Source organism: Corynebacterium sp. ZY180755, assembly GCF_054331495.1.
The window spans coordinates 1,907,888-1,926,923 of record NZ_CM135811.1 but is presented as its reverse complement, the minus strand read 5'-3'; the positions used below and the strand labels follow the sequence as shown (position 1 = coordinate 1,926,923).

The window sequence follows — 19,036 nt, the reverse complement described above, 5'->3', positions numbered from 1 at the left end:
CCGTCGCATACCTGGGCGGTGCCTTTTTCTGTGCCATGGTGCACGAGGTTTGTAGGGTGGGGAACTATGAATGCACCTTCCATGAAATCGCGTGCCCGCGGAGTCATGTACGGCCAGGTCATCGGCGATAGCCTGGGTTCCCAGGTGGAGTTCACGTCCGCACCTGATATCGCCTCGCTGTATCCCGGCGGGGTTCGGGAGCTTGCCGACGGCGGTCCGTTTAACCTTTCGGCGGGCCAGCCCACCGACGATTCCGAGATGGCCCTGGCACTGGCCCGCAGCCTCATCGGCTGCGGCGGCTTTGACGCCGCCTGCGTCCGCGCATCCTACACACGCTGGGCTTCCACAAAACCAGCGGACATCGGTATCACCTGCTCTAGGGCCCTCCTGCATGGGCAGTTCAATGAAGCCAGTGAGGCTAATGGGGCCCTGATGCGAATCTCGCCCCTAGCCATTCGCTACGCCGGCGATAGGCAGGCACTTGCGCGCTATTCACTGGCGGACGCCCGGCTTACTCATACCAACCGGTACGTGGGCGTGCTCAATCAGAAGTTTGCCGTGGCACTGGGTACCACCATTGCAGAAGGCCTCGACCGGGTGCAGGCACTGGAACTTCTCACCTTAGGCTTTGAGCGCGAACACATTGCGGACTACTCGCAGTCCATGGGTTGGGTAAAACTCGCATTTAACAACCTCTGCGATATGGTGGATTCTTCGCTTACCTTTGAGGAAGCCTTAGTCGCCACCGTGGGCCGTGGTGGCGATACCGATACCAACGCGGCAATCTGCGGCGCATTCCTGGGAGGAGTCTTAGGAGTGGAGGGCATCCCGCAGCGCTGGCGTGACGTGGTAGACAACTGCCGCCCAGGCCCAGGCACGCTCAGGCCGCGCCCGCAAGAGTACTGGCCAACTGACCTAGCGGGGCTTGCAGATCAGCTACTTGCCAAACAGGAATGCCACGACCAGCATGGCCGGTAGCGCCAAGAACGTGGACAGCAAGATGGTGTCGCGGGCGATGACCTCACCCTTGCGGTAGGTGGCGGCGTAGTTGTACACGTTCTGTGCCGTGGGGAGGGTGGCCAGAACAACCGCGGCGTACAGGTGCTCCGGGGTAAGGCCCATGGCCACGCCCACGAGGAACGCGATCACTGGCATGCCTAGGGTCTTGATAGCCGTTGCCACCAGCGTGGCCTTGCGCTGATCCGGAATGGATAGGGGGCTAGCACTGGACAGCGAAGCGCCAAAAGCCAGCAATACTAGTGGGATGGATGCGCCGCCCAAGATGGAGACAGGCTCCCAGATCACGTCTGGGACGGTAGTTTCGGTCAGCGTGATGACCACGCCGGCCGCGGCGGCAATGACCATGGGGGACAGCACCGCACCCATGATGGCCTTGAGTACCTGTCGCGTGCGGCTGGCGGCATGAGCCTCTGTGATCAGCGCCAAGACAATCGGGGAGAGGAACACCACCTGCACCATGATCAGCGGCGCCACATACGCGGCGTTGCCCAGTGCGTACATGCCCACGGGCAGGCCAATATTGTTGGAATTCACGTACCCGGTGGCGGTGGCACCCATGGTGGTGGTTGCCCTGTCCTGCTTGAAGAACATCCGAGAAAGCAGCACATACAGAAGTGCGGAAAGGATAGCCGCGGTAGTGGACACCGCGATAACCGGCGTAAACAGCTTCTCGGGTTCTGATTCTGCGATTACCTTAAACACCAGCGCCGGCGTAGCCGCAAAGAAGGCCACGCGGTTGAGAGTCAGTCGCTGCTCATCTGTAGAAAGGATGCGCATGCGAGCCAACACGTAGCCTGCCGCGATGACGGTGAAGATGATAGCGAATGCAGTAATAACACCGAACACGAGTGAGCGAGTCCTTTCATAAGTAACGCAGCGTTACTTTAAGTAAGCAGAGTTTGCACGATGACCAAAGATGGCGGTGCCCACGCGCACGGTGGTGGCGCCTTCGGCCACCGCCCACTCAAAGTCACCGCTCATGCCCATTGACAGTTCGTTGCAGGTCATGCCGTCTGGAAGGTTCGGCACCAGCGCATCGCGGAGGGTACGGAGTTTTTCGAAGGACGGGCGCACTACGGTCTCGTCGTTGGAGAATGCGGCCATGGTCATGAGGCCGCGTAGGCGCAGGTTCGTAAGTTGGGCAAGCTCGGGGAGGAATGACTCGACTTGGTCGATCTGAAAGCCACCTTTTTGTTCCTCGCCGGAGGTGTTGACCTGGATGAACACGTCCAGAGTCTTGCCGTCCTCGTTGTCGAGGCGTGAGTTGAGTGCGTTGGCCAAGCGCAGGGAGTCTAGCGCGTGGAACTCGTGGGCGTAGCGTGCGACCTCACGCGCCTTGTTGCGCTGCAGGTGCCCGATCGCAGCCCACGTGACGTCGCCGGATATGTTCTCAGCTTTCTCGGCGAGCTCCTGTGGGCGGTTTTCACCCAGTAGCGTTATGCCAGCGTCCACTGCCTTTTGCACTACCTCAGTGGGGTATGTTTTTGATACCGCAATGAGGCGTACATCTTCAGGTGCGCGTCCCGCGTTACGTGCGGCGGTGGCAATGCGCTCTAGGACGGCGTCGTAGTTTTCACGAAATTGCTCGGGCGTAGTGGGGTGCATAAGTCAGTACTCTACGCCCGAACCGGTGGGAAGCGCACACAGGAGCCACCAGCAGCGATCAGCTCGTGTGAGAAAAGCAGCTGGGTTAAGCAGGCTGTCCCTTGAATGCCTTCATCCAAGACTTCTTAGTTCCGGCACTCAAAATAGAGTTGCGGAAGATACGAGCGCAAGCGAACAGAAGAATCAGCGTAACCACGGCAAAGATTGCCCATGAAGCCATCAGCTCAAACAAGCCGAAGTTGCCGGCGGCATAGTGCAGCGGTGCCATGGTCAGAGAGGTTGGTGGTACCCAGCCCAGCACAGTCATGAATGTGGAGTCCAGATTGTTCGTTCCGAACGCTGGCGCGTAAATGCAGGCAAAAATGAGTAGCAACACTGGCATTTGTGCGCTCTGCAGATCTTCAGAACGGGATACAAGTGAGCCAGAAGCTGCGTAGAGGGTGCCGAAGAAGAACATACCCAAGATGAACATGATCAACAGCAGCGGAAATACTGAGTAGTCGATTTCTACGTCCCTGACCAAACCGGAGGCGGCCATCGCAGCGGTGCCCACTGCAACGACTACGGCAGAACCCACAAAGCCGAAGATCAGGTTGCCTAGAATCTTGCCAGCGAACAGATCCATCGGGCGCACCGTGGACAGGATGATCTCAACGATTCGGGAGGATTTCTCACTGGTGATGCGGCCGCCGACGTTCGCGGAGAACAAGATGATGAAGTACATGAGCACAGAGATACCCAGCAGCGTGGTGGTTACTGCTGCCCAGTAGCTTTCATCTTGCTGCTGGTCACCCGTGGCGGACAAGTCCACCTCGGTGATCTCGGACGGAGTCATAGCGCGTGCAAAGTCTTGTGGATCCACGCCCAGTTCATTCAATCCACGGATAGTGTCGAGCGATGCGATCGCAGCGCCCAGGGCGGCGCTATCGGAGGCGGACACGGAGGAATCGTCGATGATATCGAAGCCTCGATCAGTTCCTGCCAAGGCTACGTCTGCGTCGAACGGAGCTGAATCTTCCCCCATCACGGCGGCCTCAGCCCGCTCACGGGAATCCACGGGCCGGACATCATAATCCTCCAGCTGGAGGGCACCTGCGTCCACATTGTAGACAGCTAGGACCTTTGCGCCATCGCTATCGTCCTTATTCTTGAAATAAGCTGCGAGGAATGATCCGCCCACAATCAGCAGAAGAACAATGATCAAAGAGACAATGACGGATTTGGTTCGCATCAACACGGCGATCTCGCGCTGCGCGATGGTCCACACAGCCTGCCACGAGGAGTATTTAGTCTGATTACGGTTACTCATGGGTCACAACCTCTTTGAAGAGTTCGGTCAGGTCCGGCACCTTGCGGCCGAAGGAATGGACAGGCCCCGCAGCCAATGCTGCGCGCAGAATAGCTTGATCATCCAGAGGGGAATCCTGGTCCACACCGATGAATACTGAGGAGCCTTCTGTGCCTAGCACCTGCGCGCCCTGCGGTAGCCAGCGGTCCGCCGGTTCAGCAGAGTCCACTTCATATACCACTGGGCCAGCGGTACGAAGTTCGTGAACTGTGCCCTCGGCCTTCATACGACCCTTGTGCACAATGCCCACGCGGTCACACAGGCGCTGTACAAGATCCAACTGGTGGGAGGAGAACAACACCGCTGCGCCTTGGGCGGCTTTTTCCTCCAGCATTTCACTCATGACGGATACTGCCACCGGATCAAGACCGGAGAAGGGTTCATCCAGAACCAGAATGTCCGGATCATGAATGAGCGAAGCTGCAAGCTGGACGCGCTGCTGGTTACCCAAGGAGAGAGCCTCCAGTTTGTCATCCTTGCGATCGCCCAGACCCAGCCGCTCTAGCAACTCACCCGCGCTGGACGCTGCTGCTTTGGAGTCCATTCCATACAGCCTTCCAATGAAAGAAAGCTGGTCGGCGATCTTTTCCTTGTCATAGAGTCCGCGCTCCTCCGGCATGTAACCAATGCGGCGACGCAAATCATCATCAATTGGCTTGTCATCCACAAAGACTTCACCCTCATCCGCTGATAAAACGCCAAGCGTGATGCGCATGGTGGTGGACTTACCTGCACCGTTTGAGCCCACGAAACCGTAGATCTCACCCGGTGCCACACTCAAGGACATGTCTGAGAGAGCTTGTACCTGCCCAAACCTCTTACTCAGCCCCTGCACCCTTAGTCCTGGCATAGGCTGCTCACCCTTTCTTTTGGATAGTGATGTTCGCCACCATGGTAAGCATGTATTCGAAATTCCGCATTTTAAGCGAAGAAAATCTGAGGCATTGCTCTGCGCCGAACTCCCTAGAATGGAGCACATGAGTTTTACCCCAACGCTTACGTCCACAAAACCCGTCACTCATTTCGGTCACCGACTCATCGAGCACACCTTTGACATGCCATGGGATCCGTTTTCTTCCACCGACGGTGAAAAGCTCACCATCTTTGCCCGTGAGGTGTTCGCGCCGGGTATGGAGGAGGCGCCGGCCTTGGTCTACCTGCAGGGCGGTCCGGGTTTTCCCGCACCACGGCCTATGGATGAGTCCGGGCTGGTGGGCGAAGCCCTCAAGCACTACCGCCTGATCCTGATTGACCAGCGCGGCACTGGGCGCTCGTGTCGCATTGACCGCATCTCAGATATTGCTGAACTGACTGCAGAGAAACTGTCGATGCTGCGTCAGGAATACATTGTTGAGGACTGCGAGGCGCTGCGCCGCGGGATGGGTATTGAAAAGTGGAGTCTGTATGGGCAAAGCTTCGGTGGTTTTTGCATCACGTCCTATCTGTCCCAGCACCCCGAATCTGTGGAGCATGCTTTCCTCACTGGTGGCTTGCCCACGATCGACAAGTCTGCAGATGATGTCTACCGCTCCACCTTCACCAAGTTGCGTCACCGCCACGATGAGTTCTACCGGGAGTACCCATGGGCGCAGGATCGAATCCGTGAGATCGCTCATCACCTTGATAACTCCCAGGAGGTGTTGCCTACGGGTGAACGGCTGTCCTCGCGGCGATTCCGCATGCTCGGCATCGATCTAGGCCGCGGCGCGGGTTACCACAATCTTGCCTACCTACTAGAGGATCCGTTCCATAGCGTGAAGGGGGAGAAGCGCCTGAAGACCGACTTCCTGGCCACCGCTGGGTCGGCGCTCAGCTACGAGTCTGGTCCGCTGTATGGCGTGATTCATGAGTCCATTTATGGCGGCGTGGGAGGTGCCGGTGCCACCAATTGGGCAGCGCATCGCATCCGCGAAGAATTCGACGGCTTCGGCGAGGCCATTGATCCGCGTACTTCCGAGCGGTACTACCTCACCGGCGAGCACATCTTCCCATGGCAGTTTGACGAGGATCCAGCGCTTGTCCCGTTCAAGAAGCTTGCCAATGATTTGGCGGCACACGAGTGGCAGCGCTCTCCATATGACGCGAATGTTCTAGCTAGCGGTGGCTCAGAAAGCGTCACCGCAGCGGCGTGCGTCTATCTCGATGATATTTTCGTGCCATTTGAGGAGTCCATGGCTACGGCGCGCACCTATCGCGACTGCCGGGTGCATGTAACCAATCAATTCCAGCACGATGGCATCAGGCATGCCGGCGCAGACATACTGGCCACCTTGCGCGCCAAGATCGCTGATCACTAAACCGCAGATAAGGCGCTATTTATAACCTGTTCGGTGATAGTTTTCTCCCCAACCTTGGGGTGAGATGACACCTCTGTCAGACGTCTGACTAGAACTGTGGCGTACGACACGCTATGGTGATCTGTAGCACACACCATGGTGCACAAAACCCCGCGAGGATCCTTCCACCAAAAAGGGCAACACGCGGGGTTTTAGTACGTTGTGGACAAAAATTTCATTCCAGCAAAAGCCGGTGTTGGCTTAGCTTATCGACGCTCACCAACGCCTTCACCCCATGGTCACCCGCGGTGTGCGGGTGACCATGGGGTGAAGGAGACTTCAGGCTTTAGATTCCGATTTCCTCAGCCATGTGGGTCTTGAGCTCGGCGATGCGGGCGTTGGCTTTGTCCCAAGGGATATCGTTGCCAGTTACTTCCTCAACTACCTCCAGGTAGCACTTCACCTTAGGCTCGGTGCCGGATGGGCGAACGATCACGCGATCGTTGCGGTCCGTGATGAAGATCAGGCAGTTAGTAGCAGGAAGGTCGCCTTCCGGCTTGGATAGGTCATGGGATTCAACAACCTTGGCGCCGGCGATCTCTGCCGGTGGGGTAGCACGCAGGCGATCCATTGCCTTGCCCAGGATGGATAGATCCTGAACGCGGAAAGTTAGTGGTGCCGTGTGGTGCAAGCCGTGCGTGCGGGCCAGTTCTTCCAGCACGTCCACCAAGGTCTTGCCTTCATCCTTCAGTGCGGAAGCCATGTGCAGCAACGTCAGGGTTGCGGAGACGCCATCCTTGTCGCGCACGAGCTCCGGCTGGCAGCAGAATCCGATTGCTTCTTCGTAGCCGAAAACGAGGTTCTTGGCGCGAGAGATCCACTTAAAGCCAGTCAGCGTTGCCTCGTAATCAAGGCCGTGTGCGGCAGCGATCTTGCCCAGCAGGCGTCCAGACACAATGGAATTTGCCAGGGTGCCGGTCTTGGTATCGCGTGCAATCCACTCGCCCAGCAGCGCACCGGTTTCATCGCCGGAGAGCTGGCGCATTTCACCGTCATGGCGAACAGCTGCAGCGCAGCGGTCCGCGTCTGGATCCAGCGCGACAATGATGTCCGCGCCAATCTCATCTGCCTTCGCCAGCGCCAAATCGAGTGCGCCGGGTTCTTCCGGATTAGGGAAGGTGACGGTAGGGAAGTCAGGATCAGGGAATGCCTGCTTGGTTACCAAGGTGACGTCATCGAAGCCTGCGGCGGAGAGAACCCTGATCAGGTGGCCGCCACCCACGCCGTGCATAGCGGTTGCTACGACCTTGAGATTGCTTGGGTTGGCTGACTTGCGGATTACTGCGTCAACAACCTTCGATACGTAATCGGTGTCGATGTATTCGATGGATCCATCACCCGTAGCTTGGGCGATTTCATCAGCGAACGGAGCTGCCGCAATTTCGGCTGCGATGCCGGCGTCGACAGGGGCAATAATCTGAGATCCACCGGACTCGCCGCCAAGGTAGACCTTGTAGCCATTGTCGCGAGGTGGGTTATGGGACGCGGTGACCATGACACCGGCGTCCGCGTCCAGAGAGCGTACGGCGAACGCGGTAACAGGGGTTGGCTGCTTGGCGTCCAACACCAGGGCGGTGCCGCCAAGAGCCTTGACCACTGCTGCGGCGTCGCGGTGGAACTGGGCGGAGCCGTAGCGTGCATCGCAGCCAAGTACTACGCGAGGGGTCTCGGTGACGTTCTTCTTCAGCCACTGGACGAGGCCGTAGGTGGCACGGAGAACTACGGCGCGGTTCATGCGGGACTCGCCAGCGCCGATTTCACCGCGTAGGCCTGCGGTGCCGAACTCTAGCGGCCCATTGAATGCGGCCTTGAGGGCATCGATATCATTGGCTGCGATCGCGTCCTCGATCTCCTTCTTGGTGATCGGGTCAGGATCGTGGTCTGCCCACTGCTGTGCTTTAATCAGGAGTTCTTCTGACATGATTTACGCCTCGAATCCCTCAAGCACGGCCTTGGAAGCAGACAGACCCAGGCGGGTGGCGCCAGCCTCAATCATTTCCGCAGCTGCAGCGGCATCGCGGATGCCGCCGGATGCCTTGACGCCCAGGCGTGGGGCAACAGTGTCGCTCATGAGCTTCACGGCGTGCGCGGAAGCGCCGCCAGCCTTGTGGAAGCCGGTGGAGGTCTTGACAAAGTCAGCACCAGCGGCCTCGGAGGCCTTGCAGCATGCGACGATCTCTTCGTCGGTAAGCGCAGCGGATTCGATAATGACCTTCAGCAGCTTGCCTTCGCATGCCTTGCGGACCTGTGCGATTTCGTCCTGAACGAGGTCGAACTTGCCTTCCTTGGCAAAGGAGAGGTTGATGACCATGTCGATCTCGTCCGCGCCGTCCTTCACAGCCTGTGCGGTTTCGAAAGCCTTAACCTCTGCCTTGACTGCGCCGGAAGGGAAGCCCACCACGGTGGCAACCGCTACGCCTTCAGGGGTTTCAACTGGAAGCTGGGATGGGGAAACGCAGATGGAGAAGGTGTGCAGCTCGCCGGCCTCCTGAGCCAGCGCCTTGACCTGCTCTGGGGTTGCTTCAGGTGCGAGCAGGGTATGGTCGATCAGTTGTGCTACATCCGCGCGGGATAGGGAAGTCATCTGTAGTGTCCTTTGGAGTTAAGTGAAGAGTGTGGGATCACCGGCGACCGATGAAAGGGAGAACCGAAAAAGGTTGGCCGCCGGTGAAAGTTTTACTTGTGGGTGGAGTCGATGCGTTCGAAGATGACGGACTCGCGAACCTCAGGTGCGGTATCAGAAATCTTGATGCCTGGGGTCAGGGAATCCAGTGCGCGCTCGAAACGGTCTTCTTCATCAGTGTGCAGGGTGAACAGCTTCTGGCCCTTGGTGACCTTCTCGCCCAAGCCTGCGTGGATCTCGATACCAGCGCCAGCCTGTACTGGATCCTCCTTGCGAGCGCGGCCAGCACCCAGGCGCCAGGAAGCAACGCCTACGGCCAGTGCGTCCATCTCGGAGAGGTAGCCGTCAGCCTCAGCAACAACCTCGTGGGTGTGCTTAGCCTTAGGCAGCTCGGCGCGTGGATCGCCACCCTGGGCCTCGATCATCTTGTTCCAGCAGTCCATGGCGCGGCCGTCCTTGAGGGCCTCATCCAGATCTGGGTCCTTCACGCCGGCCATCTCCAGCATCTCAAAGGCCAGAGCCTTGGTGAGCTCAACAACGTCCTTAGGTCCGCCACCCTGGAGAACCTCAACGGACTCCTCGACCTCGAGTGCGTTACCGATCTTGCGGCCCAGTGGGACAGACATATCGGTGAGCAGGGCTACGGTGTTGGTTCCGGCATCGGTGCCAAGGTCAACCATGGTCTTGGCCAGTTCGCGTGCCATGTTGATGTCCTTCATGAATGCACCAGAGCCCACCTTGACGTCAAGGACCAGGTTAGCGGTGCCTTCTGCGATCTTCTTGCTCATGATCGAGGAAGCGATCAGTGGGATGCAATCCACGGTGGAGGTGATGTCGCGCAGGGCGTAGATCTTCTTGTCTGCTGGGGCAAGGCCTGCACCAGCTGCGCAGATGACGCAGCCTGGGTCCTCGAGGATCTCCATCATGCGCTGGTTGGAGATCTCCGCCTGCCAGCCTGGGATGGATTCCAGCTTGTCCAGGGTGCCACCGGTGTGGCCGAGGCCGCGTCCGGACAGCTGTGGGACAGCTACGCCGTAGGCTGCTACCAGTGGGGCCAGTGGCAGGGTGATCTTGTCGCCAACGCCGCCGGTGGAGTGCTTGTCAGAGGTGACGCGGGACAGGGAAGCGAAGCTCATGGTCTCGCCGGAATTGATCATGGCCTGGGTCCACTGAGCGATCTCGTCACGGTCCATACCGTTGAGGAAGATAGCCATGTTGAGGGCGGCCATCTGCTCGTCACCGACTACGCCGCGGGTGTAGGCATCAATGACCCAGTCGATCTGGTCCTTTTCTAGACGGTTCTTGTCACGCTTGGTGCGGATGACATCTACTACGTCAAACTTCTCAGCCATTGTTCTAACTTCCTTCCCAGCACCCTCTTTTGTGTGGTGCTGACTTCAAGCGGTTATCATCGCGGCGTCTGTAGCTATCTAGTGCCCTAGCAGCGTTTTTGGTCCGTTATTGGGTTTGGAACCTATTAGCTTAACGCCTCAATGTGGTCTGGATCACTTAGCATTCCCCAATGTGGGTAGTGCCATTGTGTAACCCGTTGATTCCGATTATGATCAAGATCAGAACAATTGTCAAGGACTCCAAGAACAAATGTAAATAGGAGAGGATCATGGCACTTTCAGGTGGACACACCGAGCAAGAGCTGCTCGAACGTGCAACCCACGCACAGAAGAGTTCCTACGCGCCATACTCGCAGTTTCGCGTAGGCGCAGCACTGCTGCTGTCCGATGGGCGCATTGTTGAGGGCTGCAACTTTGAGAATGCGAGCTACGGCCTTGCTATCTGTGCTGAGCGCAACGGCGTAGGTACAGCGTTGAGCCAGACGGAACGTGACATCGACGACGCCGGATTCCACATTGAAGCTGTGGCAATTGTTGGCAAGGAGGGCGAGCCATGCTGGCCATGCGGCGCTTGCCGTCAGGTGCTTCGCGAATTCAACTGCAAGACAGTTATTGTTGATCGCGGCGGCGAACCATTGTCTCTCGACTTTGAAGAACTCCTGCCTCATTCCTTCGGCCCTGATTCCCTATAAGGGCTGAAGCTAGAAAGAATCTTGTTGTAAAGGTTAAAGAAAAATGGAAAGACTCCAAGGCCTGCTCGGCATCATCGCCATCTTGGGCATTCTGATTATGTTCTCCCGCGCCCGCGGCCAGATCAAGTGGCGCACCCTCGGTGTCGGCCTCGCGCTGCAGGCTGTCCTCGCCCTGTTGGTCCTGAAGTGGGAGCCAGGCTTCGAAGCCATGAAGGCCGTTGCTGGCGCACTGGAGAAGCTGACTGCGTTCACCAATGAGGGCGTGGAGTTCGTCTTCGGTGATCTGTTCGATCCAGACAACAGCTTCGTATTCGCGTTCAGCGTTCTCCCAGTGATTATTGTTCTGGGTGCACTGATTGGTGCACTGTACTACTTCCGCGTCATCCAGATCTTCGTTGACATTGTTGGTGGCGCACTGGGCAAGCTGCTCGGTACCTCCAAAGTTGAGTCCGTGTGGGCAGCAACCGTTATCTTCTTGGGTCAGTCTGAGGCTCCGCTGGTTATTAAGCCATACGTACCAAAGCTCACCCGCTCTGAGCTGTTCGCGTGCATGACCGGTGGTTTCGCATCCGTAGCAGGCTCCACCCTGATCGGTTACTCCCTGCTGGGTGCTCCGCTTGAGTACCTGCTTGCAGCATCCATCATGAACGCTCCTGGTTCCATCTTGGTTGCTAAGGCCCTGATTCCTGAGACCGAGAAGTCCGAGCTCGATGCGAACGTTCGCAACGTCCGCGACACCGAGTCCAAGAACGTTGTTGACGCAATCGGCCACGGTGCTATGGCTGGTGGCCAGATCGCAATCGCCGTTGGCTGCATGCTGATCGCTTTCATCGCAATCATCGCGATGCTGTCTGCAATCCTGGCTGGCGTTGGCGGCTGGTTCGGCCAAGAGGGCTGGTCCCTTGAGGGTCTGTTCGGCTGGATCTTCTCCCCGGTAGCATGGCTGATTGGTGTTCCATGGTCTGAGGCACCGCTGGTTGGTTCGTTCATCGGTGAGAAGACCATCATCAACGAGTTCGTTGGTTACACTTCCATGGGTGCAAACCTTGAGAACCTGTCTGAGAAGTCTCTGATGATCTCTACCTTCGCTCTCGCTGGCTTCGCTAACATCTCCTCTATCGCAATTCAGATCGGCGCCCTGGGCGGCGTTGCACCTGAGCGCCGCGGTGAGGTAGCTAAGCTCGCACCACTGGCACTGTGCACTGGTTTCGCAACCAACATGCTCAACGCTGCAATTGTTGGCGTGATCGCATTCTCCTAATGAGTTAGGAATCGAGGCGGGGTCTTCTGGCCCCGCCTTTTTGCGTTCCATGTCAAGCGCGGTCTTAAGCGTTTAGATTTTCTGTGGATAACGTCCTTAGGATTCGCCTGATTTTTGGGCTTATCCACAGGGCAAAGGCGAGTGCATTGTTCAGGCTTGCTGTGCTCCATAGCGTGGAGTGCATGAGTAAAACAAAGAAACTGGATAGCACGTATATGGCCGCTCCCATTGACCAAGACACTCTGTGCCTGCTGGAGAATACTTTGCACCGGTTTGGCTTCTGCTATGAACCGGAACAATGGGAAGACGGCGAGCACATCTTCTGCGCGGAAGGATGTGAGGAGATCCGACAGCTCACAGGCGCCACCTTGGGCCTCGAGCCAGGCAACGAGAAAATGGCGGCCATGGACGCGTTCCTCGGGAAGATTGCCAGTGAACAGGATGACTGGTACCTAGACTGCTTTGTCACTTGGTACGAGGACGGTAACGCAGTGGTTAGCCTCCTCGCTAACCGGAGCCCCTACAATGCGCTTACTCGACTCATTCTCACTGAGGAATCGCTTGGCATTATCGATGAGTTTTATGCGCGACGTGCTCAGTCTGCCTGAGAAAGAGCCAGGATCTTTTGTCCGGTGGCGTCGTCCGTAACGAGGTGGGTAACAAGACCCATGGTCAGTGCCGTGGCTATGGCTTGGGCCTTGGTGGTCTCTCCGGCGATGAGGACGCGAATGGGGCGGGTACGCAACTGTTCCAGAGTGATACCCACGGTGCGGTTGTCCACGCTGGGGAGGGCGATCTCGCCATCCGCGGTAAAGAAACGGGAGCATACATCGCCCACTGCTTTTTCGAGCAGCTCGTCAATTTCCGTGTCACTGAGGTAACCGAGATTTAAAAGCAGGTTTTCGCGGCTGACGTCACCAGCGGTGAATACGCACATGTCTGTGGTAGCACCCATTTTCAGTACGTTCGCAATGTGGCGGTCCCGCTCCACAATCTGCTTTGCTTCCGGCGAGTCAAAGATCACCGGAAGGGGCAAGTACTCGGGGCTGCCATTGAAGGCGTGGCAGAAGCGGTTCAGGGTGTCCATGTCATTGGTTGTGCGCTCTGAGTGAGAGTGACCGCCCTTGAGCTGGACAATTTTGACGTCGCTGACACGCTTGACGCGGAGCGCGTGCGCGACCGCGTTCATGGTAGAGCCCCACGACACGCCTACGGACATGTGGTCATCTACAAGCGACTCCACCAGTGAGGCTCCCGTCAGGCCGAGCTCGTGCAGCACTTCCTCGGATCCGGAGCTGGTGGGGTGCGCGATACGTACCTCGGCGAGATTGAATCGTTCAGCCAACTGATCTGCTATCGCGGAGGATCGTTCGCGCGGGTCATTGATCTGAATGGTGACGAAACCGCGGTCCTTGCCGTGCTGAATCATCTTGGAAACGGTGGGGCGAGAGATGCCTAATTCATTGGCAACTTCCTGTTGACTAAGGCCTTGTTCGTAGTACAGCTTTACTGCTGAAAGTGCCATCTCATCGCGTTGTTCCACCCCTTTAATCTACTAAAGTGCAGGACACAATTTCCAAATGTTCGTCAAATATCATTCAGCTTTTGATCAAGTTTTCTGCCGTGCGCACTGTGAGATTTTTGGCGCTGCTTACGGCTGGTGCAAAACGAAGATGGCTCGTCGATGCAACGGGGTGGATATTCTTTGAGGAATACTCAGCTAAGGCTACCGTCGCCCAAATCCAGCACGGTTGTGGCGTCTACTGCAAAACGAAAAGGAAAGGGTCATTGCAGTGTAAAAGCTCCCGTCGCTGGGCGCATACGGGAGCTGTTGAGGTGCGGATGGTTAAATCTTTGCCAGCGGCAGAGCGAGTTCCATCATCTTGGTGAACGCCTTTTCGCGTTCCTCGGAGGTTGTCTCAGCGCCGGTGACGATGTTGTCCGATACGGTGAAGATGCCCATGGCCTCCACCTTGGCGTCTGCTGCTACGGCGTACATGCCAGCGGATTCCATCTCCACAGCCAGGCAGCCCATGTGAGCCCAGCGGTGGATGGCGTCCTTGTCAAAGTTGTAGAAAGCATCAGCGGACAGGATGTTGCCCACGTGAACCTTCAGATCCTGCTCCTTGGCGCGGCGGTAGGTGTCCTCGATGAGGCGGAAAGATCCGGTAGGGGCGTAAGTGCCTGGCAGGTCGTACTGCTCAAGGAAGCGGGAATCCGTGGATGCGGACTGGGCAATGACGATGTCATAAAGATCGAGGTCTTTCTGCATTCCGCCGCAGGATCCTACGCGGATGAGCTTCTTGGCGCCAAAGAAGTGGATGAGCTCGTAAGAGTACAAGGAGATGGATGGGATGCCCATTCCGGATCCCATGACGGAGACTGGGGCTCCTTCGAACTCGCCAGTGAATCCCAGCATGTTGCGCACAGCGTTGAACTGCTTGACATTATCCAGGTATGTCTCTGCAATGAACTTGGCGCGCAGCGGGTCACCTGGTAGTAGGACGGTCTCGGCGATGTCGACGCCCTGCGGGTTAATGTGGGGAGTCTTTACAGTCATGAGCGGTAGTACTTCCTTAGCTTTGGCGGATGGGGCATTGATTCATCCGTTATTCTACCGAGCACGTGGACCGGATACGCCCAAAATATTACAAACGTTCTGGTGATATTTTTCAAAAGTTCCGTGCTTGGATGAGGTTGCCGCCTCTGGCCTGTCTCGGAACCTGATCCGTGAGTACAATATGTGAGCATGGATAAGCATCGTGCTCTTACTGCTGATGAAGTCTTGGCCTTTGATGAGATCAACGCGCACCATAACTCCATGTTCGAACTAGATGAGGAGCATGTTTTAGATTCGTCGCTGCTGCTGATGATCCATGATTCCTAAACCAAAAAACCTCGCCAGTATGTATCCGGCGAGGTTTTGTGGTTTATAGGTCATAAATTGTGTACAGAGGTCCTTGTTTTTATGGTTTGACCTTTTGTTTTGTGCTGTTTTGAATTTCGGTTGGGATTTCAGATCGGTATTTTTCTACCCCCGTTCCAGTTTCTGGGACGGGGTTTGGTTCGCTAGTGGGATGTCAAGACATTCAAAACGACCCCGCTGCGGCATGTGTGACGGTGTGATGGTCAAGAACGGATTCATGCCAGGAACTAGACGCCAACGATGGCGATGCAAGAAGTGTGGAACTAGTGGCCTTCAACGGTACGAAGGCGTAAGGAACAAGCACTTCTTCCGATTCTTCATCCGGTGGCTCACCGAAGGGCTTACTATTGCACACGCTGCTTAACTGGCCGGTGTTTCTCCCAGCACGATCAACCGAGCATGGAAACAGTTCTGGTTTGTCCAAGTCCATCCGCAACCAGATCCGTACAGGATCTACGACCAGATCTACATCGATGGCACGTACTTCGCCAGCGGATGCCTCCTCATCGCAGTATGTGACGATCACGTCATTACCTGGCACTGGTGCAGACGCGAAAACAAGCACGCCTACATGCAACTGTTGTCGCAGATGGCACCGCCGAAGATGGTGATCATCGACGGGCATCGTGGAAGTATTGCTGCAGTTAAGGCATTATGGCCGACTACCAAGATCCAGCGCTGTACGTTCCATATTCGACGCAATGTGCAGGCCTATGTGACCAGGAACCCCAGATACAGCCAAGGTTGTCTGCTGAACAAGCTGGCTGAGAACCTCACTAGGATCAAGACCATTGAGCAAGCTATTGAATGGCAAAAACAGCTCCACAAGTTCCATCAGCTTTACGGCACGTGGCTCAATGAACGAACCTACAGGAAGGATGTTGGTGCAGGTGAGATACCGAGCTTTGCGAGAAACAACAAGCTGTGGTGGTACACCCATTATCGGTATCGCAGTGCGTACAAGCTCCTAGAGAGGCCCCCGCAACAGGGGCATTTGTTTGCCTATCTTGATCCCGAACTCAACAAGCAGACGCTGCAGTCGCTGAAATCAATGACTAACATCGTTGAAGGTCGCAACAGTGGAATCAAAACCTTTCTACGCAGGCATAAAGGGATGCCTGCTGAGCATCAAAGAGCCTTAGCTGATTGGTATCTGCATCTGAATACCCATGATCCTGACGATCCTGTTGCTATAGCCAAGAAGCAAAACTGGGGTGCGACCGCCTACCGCCAAGCATGCACTCACACCCCAGACGAGAACCTCGCCGATCAGGAAACCGGACGACCAGCCCTCTATGACAACCATATCGACTCCGGCTACACACACTCAGTTGGAATCAGGAAAGGACAGATGAAATAGCCCCAAAATCATCCCAGCTATACGATAAAGAAAGATAATACAAACAGGACCTAGACCACGGGGGTGGTTATCTAGATCCTGTACACAATTTATGACCTATAAACCGGTTTTGTTGTACTCAAAGGGTTAGTTAGACGGTGCTGGGGCGTAGGATTCGTTGCCGGCGTTTAAGTCGCGAACCGGAAGCTCGTCGATGGTGAGGGTATCCCCGGTAGACAGTGAGATCTCTAGGTCCACGGTGTTGACGCCAGGCAGGATGGGATCATCGTAGTCCATGATCATCATGTGATCGTGGCCCGGCTTGAGCTCATGGGTGCCGCCCGTGGGAACGGTGTAGCCGTCTTTCTTTTCCTGCATCTTGCCGTCCACTACTTCGTGGAGTTCGAAGCGTGTTGGCTGCTTATCGTTGCCCTCAATGGTGGCCTTGAACGAGGTGATCTGGATGTCCTCGTCCGTGTTGTTGGTGAAGATGCCGAAGATGCCGGTCTTGTTGCGGCCGTTTTCCTCACCCGCTGCAGGCTTTGCCTTCATGAATCCTTCGGTGAAGGTCACACCTTCTTCCTGTGCTTGGGCAGGGGCCGTGGACTCTTGGGCACTTTGCGTTGCTGGTGCAGGTTCCGTGGTACCGGAATCGGAGGAGCAGGCCACGAGGCTTGTAGTGAGTGCGAGGGAGGCAATGATAGCGCCGGTACGGAAAGAGATGTTCATGGATTTTCTCCAGTAGGACAGACTTCTCCCCATAGTGGGAAAAGATGAAAAAGAACGTAGAAAAGGGATCTTTAAGGCGCGCACCTTAGTCTGTTTTCCTTGGCGTCCATATAGGTGGTGGGCTTGGATAGGAAAACCCTGTCCGCGTGAAAGGAGTTTCTAACAAGCGGACGAATAGTAGTCGGAACTGACCAATGAAAAGTTCCTGATTAGTGAAAAAATATCTAAAAAATTTTAAAAGCCCTGATCAGCGTATTGGTCATGGGCGGATCAGGGCGTGGTGGGGCTATTCCTAACGGCCTTCGCCGGTATTGAGGTGTTGCTGCCCAGCCGCAATGGCCTGGTCCAGCGTAGGAACGGCATCGACCAAAGTCTTGGTGTAGTCATTTTCAGGAGTGGACAATACTGTGGCTACGGGGCCAGATTCCACGATGCGGCCCTGGTTCATGACCACCACGTCCGTACACACGCTTCTGACTACGGCGATGTCATGGGAGACAAAGAGCAGGGTGAGATTGTTCTCTGCTACCAGCCGGTCCAGCAGTGCCAGCACCTTCTTGCGCACGCTGACGTCCAGTGCGGACACGGGTTCGTCGGCGAGCAGGATTTCTGGCCGCGGTGCCAGCGCGCGGGCAATGGAGATGCGCTGACGCTGGCCGCCGGAGAATTCGTGCGGCAGACGGTGGCGCATGGACGGTTCCAGACCTACGTCGGTCAAAACTTCATCAATGCGTTGGCTGGCCTCGGATTCTGGTAGGCCGGAGGGCAGGGCTTCCGCGATGATGTCCTCAATAGTCATGCGGGGATTCAAGGAGCCCATTGGGTCTTGGAATACCATCTGCATCCGACCGTTAGCGGTGATCTCACCGGACGTGGGGTGCTCAAGTCCTGCGATCATCTTCAATACGGTGGTCTTACCGGAACCAGACCCGCCCACAATGCCGAGACGCTGCCCCTTGTGCACAGTGAGAGTGACGTCATCCACTGCCACCACCTTCTTGAACTGCTTGTGCACATTTGTTACGCGCACGGCAATCTCATCGGAGCGCGTGGATGGTTGCGGTTCGGGAAGTCGTGCGGCCTCGATCAGTGAGGCGGTGTACTCGTGCTCGGGCGAGCTGAGAACGTCCATGATGGATCCGGACTCCACAATGCGGCCTTGCTTCATCACCATGACGCGCTCACAGGTGCGGGCCACCAAGCCTAAGTCGTGAGTGATAAACAATAGCCCCATGTTTTCCTCGCGGACCAGCTTGAGGATCAGCTCCACGATTGCCTTTTGGCTGGTGACGTCGAGCGCGGTGGTGGGCTCATCGCAGATGAGTAGTTCCGGGGAGTGAGCGAGCGCCATGGCAATGATGACGCGCTGGCGCTGGCCGCCGGACAGCTCGTGGGGATACCGCGCGGCCACATCCTCAGGGAGCTCCACCTTGGCAAGTAGCTGGAAAGCCTGCTTTTTTGCAGCCGCGCGCGAGACCTTGGCATGGATGCGGATAGCTTCCACTATTTGTTTGCCAGCGGTCATCAGCGGGTCCAGCGCCGTCATGGGTTCTTGGAAGACCATGGCAATGCGTTTTCCGCGGATCCGACACAGCTGTTTCTCGCTGGCTGTCGCCAAGTTAACGTCACCCAGGGTGATGTCACCAGTTGAGTTAATGAGCTGCATGATCGACAGCGCTGTTAGCGTCTTGCCGGAGCCGGATTCGCCAATAAGTCCTACGCGCTCACCGGGGGCGATGGAGAAGGAGACGTCCTTGACCACCCCAGCAACGTTGACGCCGGACAGGGTAACAGTGTTCATGAGA

18 protein-coding genes are annotated in these 19,036 nt (G+C 56.6%); 7 read left to right on the top strand and 11 right to left on the bottom strand.

Translation table 11 applies throughout. The features are described from left to right. Positions 1-66 precede the first annotated feature (66 nt). Positions 67-978, top strand: a complete 912-nt coding sequence (locus ACXM2N_RS08765; protein WP_458487879.1) for an ADP-ribosylglycohydrolase family protein — start codon at positions 67-69, stop codon at positions 976-978. Here ACXM2N_RS08765 and ACXM2N_RS08760 read toward each other — a convergent pair. The 4 genes from ACXM2N_RS08760 to ACXM2N_RS08745 all read right to left on the bottom strand — a co-directional run bounded on the left by ACXM2N_RS08760 (position 937) and on the right by ACXM2N_RS08745 (position 4,823). Then, positions 937-1,866 (bottom strand): AEC family transporter, encoded by a 930-nt coding sequence (locus ACXM2N_RS08760; RefSeq protein ID WP_458487877.1) that lies wholly within the window; start codon positions 1,864-1,866, stop codon positions 937-939. The two genes, ACXM2N_RS08765 and ACXM2N_RS08760, sit on opposite strands and share 42 nt — an antisense overlap. Positions 1,867-1,899: 33 nt before the next feature. Continuing rightward, on the bottom strand, positions 1,900-2,625 hold the full coding sequence (locus ACXM2N_RS08755; protein WP_458487875.1) for a YggS family pyridoxal phosphate-dependent enzyme: 726 nt from the start codon (positions 2,623-2,625) through the stop codon (positions 1,900-1,902). 85 nt (positions 2,626-2,710) lie between these two features. Then, a complete protein-coding gene (locus ACXM2N_RS08750; protein WP_458487873.1) occupies positions 2,711-3,934 on the bottom strand; it encodes an ABC transporter permease in 1,224 nt (407 codons plus the stop codon). Then, on the bottom strand, positions 3,927-4,823 hold the full coding sequence (locus tag ACXM2N_RS08745) for an ABC transporter ATP-binding protein (protein ID WP_458487871.1): 897 nt from the start codon (positions 4,821-4,823) through the stop codon (positions 3,927-3,929). The genes ACXM2N_RS08750 and ACXM2N_RS08745 overlap by 8 nt, the downstream gene beginning before the upstream one ends. Before the next feature lie 205 nt (positions 4,824-5,028). On the opposite strand from ACXM2N_RS08745, the gene ACXM2N_RS08740 reads away from it, so the two are divergent. Continuing rightward, on the top strand, positions 5,029-6,270 hold the full coding sequence (locus ACXM2N_RS08740; protein WP_458491100.1) for an alpha/beta fold hydrolase: 1,242 nt from the start codon (positions 5,029-5,031) through the stop codon (positions 6,268-6,270). Positions 6,271-6,595: 325 nt separating this feature from the next. On the opposite strand, the gene ACXM2N_RS08735 is transcribed toward ACXM2N_RS08740, so the two are convergent. From ACXM2N_RS08735 to ACXM2N_RS08725, 3 genes are all read right to left on the bottom strand, one after another. After that, positions 6,596-8,230, bottom strand: coding sequence for a phospho-sugar mutase (locus tag ACXM2N_RS08735; protein WP_458487869.1), 1,635 nt, complete (start codon positions 8,228-8,230; stop codon positions 6,596-6,598). A gap of 3 nt (positions 8,231-8,233) precedes the next feature. Continuing rightward, on the bottom strand, positions 8,234-8,893 hold the full coding sequence (gene deoC / locus ACXM2N_RS08730; protein WP_458487867.1) for a deoxyribose-phosphate aldolase: 660 nt from the start codon (positions 8,891-8,893) through the stop codon (positions 8,234-8,236). Between the two features lie 92 nt (positions 8,894-8,985). After that, the gene (locus ACXM2N_RS08725) at positions 8,986-10,284 is read right to left on the bottom strand and encodes a thymidine phosphorylase (RefSeq protein ID WP_458487865.1); all 1,299 of its coding nucleotides are present in this window, start codon (positions 10,282-10,284) and stop codon (positions 8,986-8,988) included. A gap of 269 nt (positions 10,285-10,553) precedes the next feature. Between ACXM2N_RS08725 and ACXM2N_RS08720 the strand changes: the two genes are divergently transcribed. From ACXM2N_RS08720 to ACXM2N_RS08710, 3 genes are all read left to right on the top strand, one after another. Beyond that, positions 10,554-10,976 (top strand): cytidine deaminase, encoded by a 423-nt coding sequence (locus ACXM2N_RS08720; protein WP_458487863.1) that lies wholly within the window; start codon positions 10,554-10,556, stop codon positions 10,974-10,976. 43 nt (positions 10,977-11,019) lie between these two features. Continuing rightward, positions 11,020-12,237, top strand: coding sequence for a NupC/NupG family nucleoside CNT transporter (locus tag ACXM2N_RS08715; protein ID WP_458487861.1), 1,218 nt, complete (start codon positions 11,020-11,022; stop codon positions 12,235-12,237). A 182-nt stretch (positions 12,238-12,419) separates the two neighbouring features. Further along, positions 12,420-12,845: a hypothetical protein gene (locus tag ACXM2N_RS08710; protein WP_458487859.1), complete on the top strand. Its 426-nt coding sequence runs from the start codon at positions 12,420-12,422 to the stop codon at positions 12,843-12,845. On the opposite strand, the gene ACXM2N_RS08705 is transcribed toward ACXM2N_RS08710, so the two are convergent. Both ACXM2N_RS08705 and deoD read right to left on the bottom strand, forming a co-directional pair. Beyond that, positions 12,833-13,762: a sugar-binding transcriptional regulator gene (locus tag ACXM2N_RS08705; RefSeq protein WP_458487857.1), complete on the bottom strand. Its 930-nt coding sequence runs from the start codon at positions 13,760-13,762 to the stop codon at positions 12,833-12,835. The genes ACXM2N_RS08710 and ACXM2N_RS08705 overlap by 13 nt on opposite strands. Before the next feature lie 321 nt (positions 13,763-14,083). Beyond that, a complete protein-coding gene (deoD, locus tag ACXM2N_RS08700; RefSeq protein WP_458487855.1) occupies positions 14,084-14,797 on the bottom strand; it encodes a purine-nucleoside phosphorylase in 714 nt (237 codons plus the stop codon). A 189-nt stretch (positions 14,798-14,986) separates the two neighbouring features. Here deoD and ACXM2N_RS08695 point away from each other — a divergent pair, with 189 nt between their 5' ends. Together ACXM2N_RS08695 and ACXM2N_RS08690 are read left to right on the top strand one after the other, a co-directional pair. Continuing rightward, a complete protein-coding gene (locus tag ACXM2N_RS08695) occupies positions 14,987-15,124 on the top strand; it encodes a hypothetical protein (RefSeq protein ID WP_458487853.1) in 138 nt (45 codons plus the stop codon). A 403-nt stretch (positions 15,125-15,527) separates the two neighbouring features. Beyond that, positions 15,528-16,523 (top strand): IS1249 family transposase, encoded by a 996-nt coding sequence (locus ACXM2N_RS08690; RefSeq protein ID WP_458491098.1) that lies wholly within the window; start codon positions 15,528-15,530, stop codon positions 16,521-16,523. A 126-nt stretch (positions 16,524-16,649) separates the two neighbouring features. Here the strand turns inward: ACXM2N_RS08690 and ACXM2N_RS08685 are convergent, their stop codons facing one another. Then, positions 16,650-17,231 carry a copper chaperone PCu(A)C gene (locus ACXM2N_RS08685; RefSeq protein WP_458487851.1) on the bottom strand — a complete coding sequence of 194 codons (582 nt, stop codon included), beginning with the start codon at positions 17,229-17,231 and terminating at the stop codon, positions 16,650-16,652. A 292-nt stretch (positions 17,232-17,523) separates the two neighbouring features. After that, positions 17,524-19,032: an ATP-binding cassette domain-containing protein gene (locus tag ACXM2N_RS08680; protein WP_458487849.1), complete on the bottom strand. Its 1,509-nt coding sequence runs from the start codon at positions 19,030-19,032 to the stop codon at positions 17,524-17,526. Positions 19,033-19,036 lie beyond the last annotated feature (4 nt).